This is a genomic window from Flavobacterium sp. JP2137 (assembly GCF_050562195.1).
Lineage (GTDB): Bacteria > Bacteroidota > Bacteroidia > Flavobacteriales > Flavobacteriaceae > Flavobacterium.
In genome coordinates, this window is the sequence record NZ_CP191647.1 from 1,284,512 (window position 1) to 1,298,728 (window position 14,217).

Sequence of the window (14,217 nt, forward strand, 5' to 3'; positions counted from 1 at the left end):
ACTCAGATGCCATTAGAAAAAATTATTGCCGTCGATGCGAGTACTCAGGTACTTATCTGGAAAATAACCGAAGATTTCGACACCCTGTTGCAGGGTGTGACCCTGCGCGATGCCAGCAGCGAGAGACTCGCCAATATGAAATCGCTCAGCCATCGATGCGGCTTTTTGAGCATCCGCCATTTGCTGCAGCACGCGGGCTATACCGACTTGGATTTGCGTTATGATGACTGCGGAAAACCCAGCCTGAGCGACGGTAAGCACATTTCTATTACCCACTCTTTTTCCTATTCCGGCATAGTGATCAGCACAAAAAATGTCGGCATTGACATCGAAATGCAAAGGGAAAAAATCATTCGAATAGCCGACAAATTTACTAATGAAAAAGAACAGGCTTTGTTGGCAGTGCCTCTAGATCTAAAAGTTAAACAACTCACTGTTATTTGGGGAGCCAAAGAAGCCATGTATAAAATGTGTAATTCCAGAAGTCTGAGTTTTAAAGACCACATGAATGTCGAAGCCTTTGATCTGAACGGAACGTCGGGTAAATGTGAAGTGAGGTCGGAAACTTTCTCGAAGTCTTTTTGTTTCTATTTCTTGGAAATCGATAATTTTATGCTGGTCTATACCTTGCTGTAATTAATCGAAAAAACCCGTTTTAATCAAAAACATTTATTAGTATATTCGCTTAGTAGAACGTTAAAATAGTAAAATATGGGAACAAATATTCTCGTCGCTCACGCTTCTGATACGGAGAGAGCGGCATTTTATCGAAAAACTTATACGCATCTCGCCTTGGGGGTCTTGGCTTTTATTGCTTTGGAAAGCCTTTTGTTAAAAGTCGATCCCTTGGTGGAATTTATGCTTAGTATGACACAGGGTTATCTGTGGTTGCTGCTTTTAGGGGGCTTTATGGCCATTACCTGGGTGGCTCAAAAAATGACTTATAACACGGTTAGTCCAACGCAGCAGTATCTCGGATTTGGCTTATATGTATTAGCACAAGCTTTGTTGTTTGTGCCCTTGATATATGTGGCCATCTATTTCGCGGGAGGTAATATGAGTCTGATCAATCAGGCAGCTATATTGACAGGCGGCTTGTTTGTGGGATTGACTGCTGTAGTCTTTTTAACCAAAACGGATTTCTCCTTTTTGAGGTCTCTGTTGACTGTGGGCTTTTTTGTAGCCATGGGCGTCATTGTGGCGGGACTGATTTTCGGATTTGATTTGGGATTGTGGTTTTCAGCAGCGATGATCCTTTTGGCTTCTGGATCGATTCTTTACTCCACCTATACGATCAAAAACGAATATGCAACCGATCAATATGTGCCGGCGGCTTTATCGCTATTCGCCTCGTTGATGTTGTTGTTTTGGTATATTTTGAGATTGCTGATGAGCAGGAGCTAATAACGTATTTTAAAAATCTATGAACCGTATTTTCGAATGCGGTTTTTTATTGTAAACAATCATGATTGACTTTTTTTTTGACGCCTATAAAGACACTTCCTGGACGCAAATCGGACTGGAGTTTGTGGTCTTTTTCTTTGGTATACTGAGCGTGTGGTATGCCAGTAAAGAAAATATAATGGTGTATCCAACTGGGCTGGTAGCCACGGTAATTGCCGTTTATTTACTATTTCTGGCGAGTTATCTCGGCGAAGTGGTGTTGAATGCCTATTATTCGGTGATGAGTATTTACGGTTGGTACAATTGGTCTAAGGTCGATTCGAACAAGCAGCCCTTAAAAATATCCCGCACCAACGCGCGGGAAAAGAAAATAGGACTGCTGATTTTCGGTGTTACGCTATTGGTGGTCTACGGGGTATATCGGGTATTTGATTACGATATTCACCCGGAAAACTACATCGACATCTTTACTTCCGGTATCTTTTTTACGGGTATGTACTTTATGGCCTTAAAGAAAATTGAGAATTGGACCTTGTGGATTATAGGCGATTTGATTTCCATTCCGCTCTACGCCTATAGGGGACTGGGAATCCTTTCGCTACAATTCGTTATATTTACCGCATTGGCCATCAAGGCTTATTTGGATTGGCGCCGCATTTTAGAGCGAGAAAAACTTAAAAACATCAGCAGTGAATAAGGAAAAATTGGCGGCAGAGCTGCAGTTTAAAGCCGTTAGAAGCGGTGGAGCAGGCGGACAACACGTAAACAAAGTATCCTCTAAGGTGGTGTTGAGCTGGGATTTGTCTAAAACGCAGGCCTTTTCAGAAGAGGAAGTCGCGCGGTTAACCGTGGAGTTGAGTAACAGGCTCTCCAAGGAATCGATCCTGCAATTGGAATGCGATGCCACCCGGAGTCAAATTCAAAATAAAGAAGGGGCAATCAGCCGATTTTACGCGATACTCACGGCTGCTTTGGTCGAGAAAAAACCGCGTAAAGCCACTCGGGTGTCCCGGTCGGTCATCAGAAAACGCAAGGACAACAAACAGCAATTGTCGCTTAAAAAGGCCATGCGCAGGCGACCCGATGTCGATTGATTCCGTGGAATACAAGACGAAGCGCCCCCAGTAAAATATCCGTTCTTTTTAACGCGGATAAAATTCAAAATTCTTTGGGGTAAATTCTTTGCGATTTAGAATATAACCAATACTTTTGCTGCGTCTCAAAGGGGTGCCAGTAATGGCTGAGATTATACCCATAGAACCTGGGCGGGTAATGCTGCCAAGGGAAAAAGAGTGCTGCGTACTGTGGCACTCGCGGAATACCATGTGTAATTATTAATAATAAATAATTGCCCCTTTTATTTGTAAAAACTTTTTTTACGAATGAAAACAAAACGTTTTTATCCATTCTTTTCGCTGGCACTATTGGCGTCGATCTCCGGAATCGCGCAAGACAAAGTATCGGCCGATTCCACTAAAGTTACGGCTTTAGACGAAATTTTAGTCGCTTCCATTCGCGTGAACGACAAAGCACCCATCGCTTACAGCAATTTGAACAAGGCAGAATTGGCCAAGAGAAATCTCGGGCAGGATATTCCGTCCTTGATGAATTTTATGCCCTCGGTAGTCATGACGACCGATGCGGGCAACGGTGTGGGTTATTCCAGTATTCGAGTGAGGGGGAGTGACGCGACTCGCGTCAATGTGACCCTCAATGGAATTCCGTACAACGACGGCGAATCTCAGGGGAGTTTTTGGGTAAATATGCCCGATTTCGCCTCCTCGGTTCAAAACATTCAGTTGCAGCGCGGTGTGGGAACTTCCACAAACGGTTCCGCAGCCTTCGGTGCGAGTTTAAACCTGCTTACCGATTCGTATTCCACCAAGAGCAACGGCGAAATTTCCAATGCTTTCGGGAGCTATAATACGCGAAAACACACCGTAAAATTTAGTACGGGTCTGATGAACGATCACTTTGAAATCGCCGGACGTTTGTCCAATATCCATTCCGATGGTTATATAGACAGAGCCACCTCCGATATGAAATCGTACTTTTTACAGGGAACTTATCTGGGCAAAACCACCTTGATCAAGGCCTTGGCCTTCGGCGGTGATCAAAAGACCTATCAGGCGTGGAACGGACTGGAAGATCCTGAATTATTGGCGCATAACCGCCGTTTTAACACCTCTGGGGTGTATTACGACCAGGCGGGCAACAGGAAGTTTTACGACGACGAAACCGACAACTACAAGCAAGATCACTTCCAATTGCACTGGAACGAGCGCTGGTCTTCCAAGTGGAGCACCAATGCCGCGTTGCACTACACCATGGGAAAGGGGTATTATGAAAACTATAAAGTCCAAAGCAAATTGGCAGAATACGGATTGGATCCCATCGTAGTCAATGGCAAAGAGGTTAAAAAATCCGATGTGGTACGCCAAAAGTGGTTGGACAACGACTTTTATGGCTTTACGTTTTCTGCCCATTACAAAGCGACCAACTTAGACGTTGTCATCGGTGGAGCCGCCAACAAATACGAGGGCAGTCACTTTGGGAATATACTGTGGGTCAAAGAGCCCGTAGCCTATGAATACAAGCAGAAATACTACGACGACGACGCCTTGAAAACCGATGTAAATACCTATGCCAAAGCCACCTATCAATTCGCCTCGAAATGGAGTTTGTACGGCGATCTGCAATTCCGTAGCGTGCACTATAAAGCAAACGGTTTAGAAACGGGCAACGTCAACGATACCTTCGATTTTTTCAACCCCAAAGCGGGAATTACCTTTCAGGCCAACGCGCAAAATCAGTGGTATTTTTCCTATGCCAGAGCCAACAGAGAGCCCAACAGAAACGACTACAAAGACGGTAGCCCCAAGCCGGAAAAGCTAAATGATTTTGAATTGGGATGGCGCTTTCATTCGCCCAACGCATCGATCAATGTCAATGCGTACTATATGCGCTATAAAGACCAGTTGGTATTGACCGGAGCCCTCAATGATGTGGGGGCGGCCATACGCGAAAACAGCGGCGATAGCTACCGCCTGGGCTTGGAAGTAGAAGCGACGGTGCGCCTCCTAGAGCAGGTGTACTGGAGTCCGAGCATCACTGTGAGCAACAATAAAAACGTCGATTTCCACACCGAATGGAATGGGGAACTGGTGAATTTGGGCAATACCAATATCGCCTTTTCACCAAATTTTATCGCCTCAAATGCCTTGACTTATATACCGGTAAAAGGCTTGAATATCTCGTGGTTAACCAAATTTGTCGGCGAGCAGTACATGGGGAATGTCGATATGCAAAAATCGAAATTAGACGCCTATTTTGTCAACGACCTCAGTGTCAACTACGAATTCCCGATTAAAGGGTGGTTTGAGTCCATCGGCCTGTCTGTATTGGCCAACAACATCTTTGATGTCAAATACCTGTCCAACGGGTTTTACTACACCTATGATGAAGTGGATCAAGGCGCGATAAGCACCGTAGAAGGGGCCGGATATTATCCACAAGCCACTTTTAATATATTGGGAGGGGTGACCTTGAAGTTTTAAACACCTAAAACAAGTGTAAAAACGGAGGCCCTAAAGCCTCCGTTTTTCTTAGTTATATACTTTTAACACGTCGCCCATGATGTCTATGCGGTATTGTTTTAGCGGGTAATCGGCAGCTTCGGAAAGCCCGGTAAAGAGCAAGAACTTTAATCCATCGCAGCTGCACTCGGCAGAAACACCGACGAGTTCCAGGGTCGAACAGTCTCTGAATTCGTGATTGGGACAGCTCACATCATAAGCTCTATAGCCACTACCGGTATTAAAAACGATTAAGCCGCGCGTACCCAAGCCCTCTCCAAAAACGCGAACAGCCGTGGACGGATGTCTCAAGTTGCTGTACTGAGGCAGGTTTAAATTCAGGTTGATCGAAAACGAATAATCGGGCAAATACGGATTTCGATTACTATAACTATCTTTGGAACAGCCTAAAAATGAAATAGTAATAATAAACAATAGAAAAAGCTTTTTCATGATTAAAGAATTTGGAAAACAAATTTAATTATTTAACTTTGACAAAAATGATACCGTTAGTAAATAATTAAAAATATCGATTTAATAATATCTTCATAGAAAGAAATCCCGTTTCGATGGGATTTTTTCTATTTTATAAACCATGTAAATTATGAGTAAAATTTCGTATTATACTGCCGAGGGTTTGAAAAAACTAAGAGATGAGATTGAGCAGTTAAAAAGTGTGGAGCGTCCAAAAGCGTCGCAAGCAATTGCGGATGCCAGAGACAAAGGAGATTTATCGGAGAATGCGGAGTATGATGCAGCAAAAGAAGCGCAGGGTTTATTAGAGCTTAAAATTTCCAAGTTGGAAGAGGTTAATGCCAATGCACGCCTGATCGATGAGTCGCAATTGGATGTTACTAAGGCTTTGGTGCTTTCTACCGTTAAGATTAAAAATCAATTAAACGGCATGGAAATGACCTATACTTTGGTAGCGGAAAGCGAAGCGGATTTGAAAGCTGGAAAAATTTCCGTAACTTCACCTATAGGAAGAGGTTTGTTGGGGAAAACAGTCGGAGAAATTGCCGAAATTCAAGTGCCCAACGGAATTATGAATTTCGAAGTACTCGAAATCAGCAGAGATTAATCCATTTTTAAAATTCAAGAACCATGTCTATATTCACCAAAATCATCAACGGAGAAATACCGGCTTATAAAGTAGCAGAAGACGATAATTTTTTAGCCTTTTTGGATATTAATCCCAACGCTAAAGGACATACGCTTTGTATTCCCAAAAGAGAAATCAACAAGATTTTTGATATGGATGAAGCGGCTTATCTTGAATTGATGCGATTTTCTCGAAAAGTGGCCAAAGCCTTGGAGCGCACCGTTCCCTGTAAGCGCATTGGTATGGCTGTGGTTGGACTAGAAGTTCCCCACGTTCACGTGCACTTAATCCCCTTGCAAGACATGGAAGACATGCGCTTTGTTAGAAAAACATCTTTATCGGAAACAGAATTTGAAGCCTTAGCTAAGGCTATACACCAAAATATGTAAAAAAAGTTTGAACGCTAAAGTTCCTGCTTAGAACCGCAAATAGTTGAGAATTATTTGCGGTTTTTTTATTTTTTAAACACGATGCAAAAGGTGGTTCCCTTTCCCAATTCGGACTGCGTGACCTTTATCGTGCCGTTGTGATACGACTCCACGATGCGCTTGGTCAGCGACAAGCCCAATCCCCATCCCCTTTTTTTGGTGGTATATCCCGGTTCAAAAATGCGTTTAAACTCCTTTTTGGCCATGCCCTTACCGCTGTCTTTAACCTGTATGCGAATCCCCTTTTCGTTGTCGTCTATACAGATGTCTATGGAGCCTTTTCCCTTCATGGCGTCGATGGCATTTTTAATCAGGTTTTCTATGGTCCAGCTGTGCAAAATTGGATTCATCGGAATGATCAACGGGTAGGAAGGCGCTGTAAAGCTAAAGTTGATTTGCTTGGATACGCGAGAGCGCAGGTATTCAAAAGCTTTTTGTGTTTCTTGTACCACGTCGCAGTTTTCCAATACCGGTTCCGAGCCAATTTTGGAAAAGCGCTCGGCTATGGTTTGCAGGCGGTTGACGTCCTTTTCGATTTCCACCACGGTTTCCTCGTTGACATTGTCGAGGCGCATGATTTCTACCCATCCCAGTAAGGACGATAGGGGCGTGCCAATTTGATGGGCCGTTTCCTTGGCCATTCCCGCCCATAAGCGATTTTGTGTGGCCATTTTACTCGCGCGGTAGAAGCTGAAAATCATGGCGGAAAAAAACAAAAAAATCAGTACCAGGGCACCGGGATAATACTTTAACTTCATCAGCAAAGAGGAGTTGCCGTAATAGAGGTATTGGGTGGTATGGTCGAATTTTATGACTATAGGCGCATTCTGAGATTGCAACTTTTTTAAGAAGACCATGGCCTTCTGCGGATTTTTAGAAATTTGCTCGTCCACATTGACCATGTTGATAATGCTGTCGCGATCGGTGGTTTGTATGATGGGAATGGTGTTGTTCGTGTTCAATATTTGAAGCGGCAGCCCCAGGTCGGTATCGTTTAAGTCGGCCTTGTTGAGCGTTTGCGATGCCGCAGCCCAAATCTCCATTTTTAAGCGCTCTTCATTTTTAAAAGTCTGAAAAAAGGTATAGGTGTTCCATAGGATGAGTACCAATGCGGCAAAGGCCGTCAAGATGATTAGCCAGCGCCAGGTGTTGTTTTTGGGTGTAAAAAACATAACAGTCAATTTGAGTTTAAAAGTAGTGAAAATTAACTGCTTTTTAGACGAATCTTTTTGTTGGCTTGCTAAAAGTTAAGCATTTCAATGGGATTGTAAAAGCTTTTTGCTATTTTTACCTATTGTAAAATGCCAAAATATAAAGTCCCATTCATGAAAACTATAGACCCAAAAGATATTGCCACGGTTCAATTGCAAGGGTATTTGCAAAGCGCTATAGGGCCCCGCCCCATCGCCTTAGCCAGTACGGTAGATGCCGATGGAAATCCCAATCTTTCGCCCTTTAGCTTTTTTAATTTGTTTAGTGCCAATCCGCCCATTTTAGTGTTTTCACCTTCGCGACGTGTACGTGACAACACCCTTAAACACACCTTGTTCAACGTGCAAGCCACGCAGCAAGTGGTGATTAACGTGGTCAATTATGCCATGGTACAGCAAACTTCGCTCAGCAGTACCGAGTACAGCGACGGGGTTAACGAATTTGAAAAAGCCGGATTTACCATGTTGAAATCCGACGTGGTACAGCCCTTTAGAGTGGCCGAAAGCCCGGTGCAGTTCGAGTGCGTAGTCAATGAAGTGATCGGATTGGGCGACCAAGGAGGAGCGGGGAATCTAGTGATTTGCGAAGTGGTTAAAATACATATCAATGAGGCTGTTTTAAACGAACAAGGGACCATTGATCAAGCAAAGATGGATCTGGTAGCCCGTATGGGAGGAAATTGGTACAGCCGTGCCAATGACGGCCTGTTTGAAGTGGAAAAACCGTTGACTACCTTGGGTATTGGCGTAGACGCCATTCCCGAGAGCGTGGTAAACAACCCGATTTTTAACGGTAACGATTTGGGAGTACTCGGCAATGTGGAGCAACTGCCGTCTCCGGAATCGGTACGTGATTTTGTTTTGGAAAATGCCGAACTCCAACAGTTGTTGGCCCAGGGAGACCAAAACAAGAAAATGGAAAAAGCAAAAGAATATTTAAGGGAAAATAATGTAACTTTGGCGTGGAAAACTATTTTAGCTCAAAACTAGTTTTCTGCAAATCAATATAACGCGATAAAATTTAATACGATGGAAGTTTTAGGAAGAATTAAAGTAATCAACCAACCACAGCAAGTGAGTCAGTCTTTTAAGAAGAGAGAGTTGGTAGTAACCACAGACGAACAATATCCACAACATATCATGATTGAGTTTACTCAAGACCGTTGTGATTTATTAAATGCATTCCAAGTAGGAGAACCCGTAAAAGTATCGATTAACCTAAGAGGTAGAGAGTGGGTTAACCCACAGGGGGAAACCAAGTATTTTAACTCAATCCAAGGATGGAGAATTGAAAAAGCGGTAGCAGAGCAACCAGCAGGTATGGCTACACCGCCATCGATGCCGACAGAACAATTTGAATCGGCTCCGAAATTCAACGAAGAAGAACACGACGATTTACCCTTCTAAAAAATAGCAATCCCGAGCTTAGGTTCGGGATTTTTTTTTGTCTATGTACGTATTGACCGAGTCCCTGTATTTTCCCGAGCTGTCCCAGACACACGAATCGGGCATTTTGGCGCTGGGGGGCGACTTGTCTCCGCAGCGGTTATTGTTGGCTTACCAATCGGGGATCTTTCCCTGGTTCGAAGATGGGGAACCGATCACTTGGTGGGCACCCGATCCGCGAATGGTTTTGTTTTTAGACGAACTCAAAGTGTCCAAAAGCATGCGCAATATCTTAAATCGAGGGGCGTTTAAGGTCACGTTTAATCGCGAATTCGAAAAGGTAATCAACCACTGTCAAGGCGTGAAGCGACAAGGGCAAAACGGCACTTGGATCACCGACGACATGATAGAAGCCTACTGCGAATTGCATCGGCAAAAGCGAGCCATGTCGGTAGAGGTATGGCAAAACGAGCAATTGGTCGGCGGATTATACGGCGTGGATCTCGGACAGCTCTTCTGTGGCGAGAGCATGTTCTCCCTGGTCTCCAATGCGAGCAAGGTCGCATTCATCGCCTTGGTTCACGAACTGCGACAAAAGAATTACCAACTTCTCGATTGTCAGGTTTATAACGACCATTTAGACAGTCTCGGTGCGCGCGAAATTCCGCGATCGGAATTTATGCGCATACTCAACAACAGCGAAAGGGCTCAATCTCTCTAGGGCAATCCCTTCGGGCCGGGCTGTCCATTTTATCTTTTTGTTGCGCTTCGCTTCACAAAAAGGATGTCATTTCCATCCCTATTGCACCACCGTTTACCAAGCAGTTACAAGGCAGTTTTACTTTTGTTTGTTTTTCCTCCGTTTTTTAAAGAACAGTTAAGCGTCCGTTGCGGTCATTTTCTTTTTCGTCAAAGCGTCAACCACTACGGCTATAGCGCCGTCGCCGGTAACGTTGCAAGCCGTTCCAAAGCTGTCCATAGCGATGTATAGGGAAATCATCAAGGCTTGACTCTCGGCGTCGAATCCGAGCATTTTTGCTATGATACCGATGGCGGCCATAATAGCTCCTCCAGGTACACCTGGTGCAGCTACCATAGCGATTCCCAACATACAGATAAATCCGGCAAATGCGCCAAATTCTATAGGTTGTCCTTGAAGCAACATCAAGGCAATAGCACAGGCAACAATTTTTAGTGTGCTTCCTGCTAAATGTATGTTTGCGGCTAAGGGAATAACGAAGCCGGCTATTTTTTCAGATACGCCGTTTTTAAGGGTTTGTTGTAAGGTAATCGGAATCGTGGCGGCAGACGACTGGGTTCCCAATGCCGTAAAATATGCGGGCATCATGGTGATTAATAGTTTAAAAGGATTTTTTTTAGCGATGATACCGGCTATAGAAAATTGGATCAATAGCAATAAAATGTGTAGGGCAAAGATCACGCCGATGATTTTGACAAACACCTGTATGATTGAAAATACCTGTCCGGTATAAGACATGTTTAAAAAGATTCCAAAAATGAATAGCGGTAGTAAGGGGATGATGACCTTGTTGATAACCTGGGTAATGATCGCTAAAAAGTCGTCAAATGCCTGCTCTAAGGTGGAGTTATTTAACTTGGAAATACCGATGCCGATGATAAAGGCGAGTACCAAAGCACTCATCACGTCCATAAGGGGAGTGAATTCTATGGAGAAGTAGGGGATTAAGTCGGAAATTTTATCGGCCACATCGAGTTGATGTGTTTGGGTGGCCAACAGTTCGGGGAAAATGTAGATACTGGCAAAGTAGGTCGAGAAGCCCGCGAAAAGCGTCGAGCCATAAGCGATGGCTACGGTTAGGACCAATAGGCTTCCCGCTCCCTTGCCCAGTTTGCCGATTGCAGGCACTACGAGTCCAAGGATGATCAAGGGGATAGAAAACGACAGAAATGAGCTAAAAATAGCGTTAAAGCTCGCAAAAACACGACCTATGCCTTCGGAAGCAAATTGTCCCAGGACAATTCCGAGTACAATGGCGATAATAATTTGGAACAGGATGTTTTTGTGCAAGTTTTTCATTGGAGACGTATAGTTTGGGTAAAAATAAACCTTTTTAGAATAAGCAGCGGGTTTTGCCGCCGGCTATTTGGAAATGAGCGGGACAAAAAAAGCCCCTAATCACAAGATTAGGGGCTTTGATGGGATACTTGAGGATGAATTATCCTAAAGCAGCTCTTTTGAATCCTGTGATAACAAGAGTAGGATCAACCGTTTTGATATAAGCAGCAACGCTCATAGAGCCGTCTTTGATATAGTCTTGGTTAACCAAAGTATTGTCTTTGTAGAAACGTTGGATTTTTCCTTTAGAGATGTTTTCCAACATCGCTTCCGGTTTTCCTTCTGCTCTCAATTGCTCTTTGGCAATTTCGATTTCTTTGTCGATGATTGCTTGATCAACACCAGCTTCGTTTAAAGCGATTGGGTTCATCGCAGCAGCTTGCATAGCAACGTTTCTCGCAGCTTCCTCAGCACCTTCTACATTGGCAGAAAGCGATACGATAGTAGCGATTTTATTTCCAGCGTGGATGTAAGATCCAACGAAAGTACCTTCTAATCTTTCGAATACAGTAATTTCAATTTTCTCTCCGATAACTCCAGTTTGCTCAATTAATTTTTCAGCAACAGTCATACCTCCAAAGTCAGAAGCCAAAAAGTCTTCTTTGCTGTGGAAAGCCAAAGCGTGGTTTGCTAAGTCTGTAGCCAATTTTACGAAACCTTCGTTTTTTCCAACGAAATCAGTCTCACAACCTAAAGTGATAACAACACCCGCCGTTTTATCTGCATTGACAATAGCGATAGAAGCCCCTTCTGTAGATTCTCTATCCGCTCTGTTTGCAGCAACTTTTTGTCCTTTTTTACGTAGGTTTTCAATTGCTAAATCGAAATCTCCGTCAGCTTCAACTAACGCTTTTTTACAGTCCATCATTCCGGCACCCGTAATTTGTCTCAGCTTGTTTACATCTGCAGCAGTAATATTTGCCATTTTAAAGTCTTGTGTTATGTGTTAATAAAAAAAGTCGTTATGCTAAGTTGTCTACAAAAGTATACATCCATCAGCATAACGACTTTATGATACTGTTAAATTATTATTCTTCAGTAGAATTAGCTACTTCTGGAGCTGGAGCCGCTACAACTGGTTGATCGTCTTTTTCTGTTTTTCTTTCAGAATGACCTTCAATAATTGCATTCGTTACTAAAGATAAAATTTTATCGATTGATTTAGAAGCATCATCATTTGCTGGGATTACATAATCAACTTGACGGGGGTCAGAGTTGGTATCAACCATAGCGAAAATTGGAATGTTTAATTTCTGAGCTTCTTTAATTGCGATGTGTTCAGCTTTGATATCTACAACGAAAAGAGCTGCTGGTAGACGAGTCATGTCAGCGATGGAACCTAAGTTCTTCTCTAATTTCGCACGTAAACGGTCAACTTGTAAGCGCTCTTTCTTAGAAAGAGTTAAAAACGTACCGTCTTTCTTCATTCTGTCGATAGAAGCCATTTTCTTAACGGCTTTACGGATAGTAACAAAGTTCGTCAACATACCACCTGGCCATCTTTCTGTGATGAAAGGCATGTTTGCTGCAGCTGCTTTTTCAGCTACGATGTCTTTTGCTTGTTTTTTGGTAGCTACGAATAGTATTTTTCTACCTGATGCTACAATCTTTTTCAAAGCTTCATTAGCTTCTTCGATTTTTGCAGCGGTTTTATATAGATTGATAATGTGAATACCATTACGCTCCATATAGATGTAAGGAGCCATGTTTGGATCCCACTTTCTAGTCATGTGTCCGAAATGAACACCTGCCTCTAGTAATTCTTTAACTTCTACTTTGTTTGCCATTTTGTAATAGTTTACGTTCTTGTGTATTAGCAATGATTCGGTAGCGAGTGTCTCGGTCTGAACCATTTAGATGCTAAACTAATTCCTACCGCAGCAGGAGAGCAACAAAAACTTAGATTTTTTAATAATAAATAAAAATTAACGTTTAGAGAACTGGAATTTCTTACGTGCTTTTTTCTGACCGAATTTCTTACGTTCAACCATTCTTGAATCACGAGTCAATAAACCTTCTGGTTTTAAAATTGAGCGGTTTTCTACATCAACTTCACACATAGCTCTTGCAATTGCCATACGTACAGCTTCTGCTTGACCAGTAGTTCCTCCTCCGTAAACATTTACTTTTACATCAAAGTTCTCTGCATTCTCTGTCAAAGACATCGGTTGCATTACTTTGTATTGTAAGGTTGCTGTTGGAAAGTAAGTTGTAAATTCTTTTTTGTTTACCGTGATTTTTCCTGTTCCTTCTGAAACATAAACACGAGCAACAGCGGTTTTTCTTCTACCGATTTTGTGAATAACTCCCATTACTTAAGATCGTTTAAATTAACGGTTTTAGGTTGTTGCGCATCGTGTTTGTGTGCACTACCTACATTTACGTCTAAATTACGGAATAATTGTGCTCCTAATTTGTTCTTAGGCAACATTCCTTTGATTGCTTTTTCAACCAATAATGCAGGGTTCTTTTGTTGCATTACCTTAGCTGTCAATACTCTTTGTCCACCTGGATAGCCCGTGTGACGGATGTATTGTTTTTCTTCCAATTTGTTTCCAGTCAAATTGATTTTTTCCGCGTTGATAACGATCACGTTATCTCCACAGTCCACGTGTGGTGTAAAACTTGGCTTGTATTTACCTCTCAATAGCATCGCTACTTTTGAAGCAAAACGACCTAAGTTGTGACCTTCAGCATCTACAATGATCCACTCTTTTTGAGTAGTAGCTTTGTTTGCCGATACTGTCTTGTAGCTTAAATTGTTCACAAATAAATTATTTTAATTAAACATTCCATTCCCAATAAAGGGAGTGCAAAAGTACAACTATTTATTTATTATACAATACAACTGTTTATTTTTTGACCCTATATTGATCAGTTTATTGAAAATGAAAGCCTTAATCGCTTTTCTTGTCCGCATTCTACCGTAAAACCGTTTGGCCTTTTTGATTTTTTTTCTGGAATTACGAGCCCTTTTAGTGCGAAATCTCAGAGTTGTTGATCTCTCGGTTCC

At 42.6% G+C, this 14,217-nt stretch carries 17 protein-coding genes; 10 read left to right on the forward strand and 7 right to left on the reverse strand.

Annotated elements, in window-relative coordinates:
• The first annotated feature begins 6 nt into the window (after nt 1-6).
• The 5 genes from ACQZ43_RS05580 to ACQZ43_RS05600 all read left to right on the forward strand — a co-directional run bounded on the left by ACQZ43_RS05580 (nt 7) and on the right by ACQZ43_RS05600 (nt 4,961).
• Nucleotides 7-636: a 4'-phosphopantetheinyl transferase family protein gene (locus tag ACQZ43_RS05580; protein ID WP_430614972.1), complete on the forward strand. Its 630-nt coding sequence runs from the start codon at nt 7-9 to the stop codon at nt 634-636.
• Between the two features lie 75 nt (nt 637-711).
• Nucleotides 712-1,404, forward strand: a complete 693-nt coding sequence (locus ACQZ43_RS05585; protein WP_430614973.1) for a Bax inhibitor-1/YccA family protein — start codon at nt 712-714, stop codon at nt 1,402-1,404.
• A gap of 61 nt (nt 1,405-1,465) precedes the next feature.
• Nucleotides 1,466-2,101 (forward strand): nicotinamide riboside transporter PnuC, encoded by a 636-nt coding sequence (gene pnuC, locus ACQZ43_RS05590; protein WP_430614974.1) that lies wholly within the window; start codon nt 1,466-1,468, stop codon nt 2,099-2,101.
• On the forward strand, nt 2,094-2,498 hold the full coding sequence (arfB, locus tag ACQZ43_RS05595; protein ID WP_430614975.1) for an alternative ribosome rescue aminoacyl-tRNA hydrolase ArfB: 405 nt from the start codon (nt 2,094-2,096) through the stop codon (nt 2,496-2,498). Before pnuC ends, arfB begins: the two co-directional genes overlap by 8 nt.
• 288 nt (nt 2,499-2,786) lie before the next feature.
• The gene (locus tag ACQZ43_RS05600) at nt 2,787-4,961 is read left to right on the forward strand and encodes a TonB-dependent receptor (protein WP_430614976.1); all 2,175 of its coding nucleotides are present in this window, start codon (nt 2,787-2,789) and stop codon (nt 4,959-4,961) included.
• A gap of 48 nt (nt 4,962-5,009) precedes the next feature.
• Here ACQZ43_RS05600 and ACQZ43_RS05605 read toward each other — a convergent pair whose 3' ends face one another.
• On the reverse strand, nt 5,010-5,432 hold the full coding sequence (locus ACQZ43_RS05605) for a hypothetical protein (RefSeq protein WP_430614977.1): 423 nt from the start codon (nt 5,430-5,432) through the stop codon (nt 5,010-5,012).
• Between the two features lie 151 nt (nt 5,433-5,583).
• On the opposite strand from ACQZ43_RS05605, the gene greA reads away from it, so the two are divergent.
• Together greA and ACQZ43_RS05615 are read left to right on the forward strand one after the other, a co-directional pair.
• Nucleotides 5,584-6,060, forward strand: a complete 477-nt coding sequence (greA, locus tag ACQZ43_RS05610) for a transcription elongation factor GreA (protein WP_430614978.1) — start codon at nt 5,584-5,586, stop codon at nt 6,058-6,060.
• Between the two features lie 23 nt (nt 6,061-6,083).
• Nucleotides 6,084-6,470, forward strand: a complete 387-nt coding sequence (locus tag ACQZ43_RS05615; RefSeq protein WP_430614979.1) for an HIT family protein — start codon at nt 6,084-6,086, stop codon at nt 6,468-6,470.
• Between the two features lie 65 nt (nt 6,471-6,535).
• Here ACQZ43_RS05615 and ACQZ43_RS05620 read toward each other — a convergent pair whose 3' ends face one another.
• Nucleotides 6,536-7,681 carry a sensor histidine kinase gene (locus tag ACQZ43_RS05620; protein ID WP_430614980.1) on the reverse strand — a complete coding sequence of 382 codons (1,146 nt, stop codon included), beginning with the start codon at nt 7,679-7,681 and terminating at the stop codon, nt 6,536-6,538.
• A 153-nt stretch (nt 7,682-7,834) separates the two neighbouring features.
• Here ACQZ43_RS05620 and ACQZ43_RS05625 point away from each other — a divergent pair, with 153 nt between their 5' ends.
• The 3 genes from ACQZ43_RS05625 to aat are packed head-to-tail and all read left to right on the forward strand — an operon-like array spanning nt 7,835 to nt 9,827.
• The gene (locus ACQZ43_RS05625; protein ID WP_430614981.1) at nt 7,835-8,710 is read left to right on the forward strand and encodes a flavin reductase family protein; all 876 of its coding nucleotides are present in this window, start codon (nt 7,835-7,837) and stop codon (nt 8,708-8,710) included.
• A 39-nt stretch (nt 8,711-8,749) separates the two neighbouring features.
• Complete coding sequence (locus ACQZ43_RS05630) at nt 8,750-9,127, forward strand: DUF3127 domain-containing protein (RefSeq protein ID WP_430614982.1); 378 nt, start codon at nt 8,750-8,752, stop codon at nt 9,125-9,127.
• Between the two features lie 43 nt (nt 9,128-9,170).
• Nucleotides 9,171-9,827, forward strand: a complete 657-nt coding sequence (gene aat, locus ACQZ43_RS05635; protein WP_430614983.1) for a leucyl/phenylalanyl-tRNA--protein transferase — start codon at nt 9,171-9,173, stop codon at nt 9,825-9,827.
• Between the two features lie 156 nt (nt 9,828-9,983).
• Here aat and ACQZ43_RS05640 read toward each other — a convergent pair whose 3' ends face one another.
• The 5 genes from ACQZ43_RS05640 to rplM form a co-directional block, all read right to left on the reverse strand.
• Nucleotides 9,984-11,165 (reverse strand): dicarboxylate/amino acid:cation symporter, encoded by a 1,182-nt coding sequence (locus ACQZ43_RS05640; RefSeq protein ID WP_430614984.1) that lies wholly within the window; start codon nt 11,163-11,165, stop codon nt 9,984-9,986.
• A 139-nt stretch (nt 11,166-11,304) separates the two neighbouring features.
• Nucleotides 11,305-12,129: a translation elongation factor Ts gene (gene tsf / locus ACQZ43_RS05645; protein WP_430614985.1), complete on the reverse strand. Its 825-nt coding sequence runs from the start codon at nt 12,127-12,129 to the stop codon at nt 11,305-11,307.
• Between the two features lie 103 nt (nt 12,130-12,232).
• Entirely contained in the window at nt 12,233-12,991 is a 759-nt protein-coding gene (gene rpsB / locus ACQZ43_RS05650; RefSeq protein ID WP_430614986.1) for a 30S ribosomal protein S2, read from the reverse strand.
• A gap of 138 nt (nt 12,992-13,129) precedes the next feature.
• Nucleotides 13,130-13,516 (reverse strand): 30S ribosomal protein S9, encoded by a 387-nt coding sequence (gene rpsI / locus ACQZ43_RS05655; RefSeq protein ID WP_430614987.1) that lies wholly within the window; start codon nt 13,514-13,516, stop codon nt 13,130-13,132.
• Nucleotides 13,516-13,971, reverse strand: coding sequence for a 50S ribosomal protein L13 (gene rplM, locus ACQZ43_RS05660; RefSeq protein WP_430614988.1), 456 nt, complete (start codon nt 13,969-13,971; stop codon nt 13,516-13,518). Before rplM ends, rpsI begins: the two co-directional genes overlap by 1 nt.
• Nucleotides 13,972-14,217 lie beyond the last annotated feature (246 nt).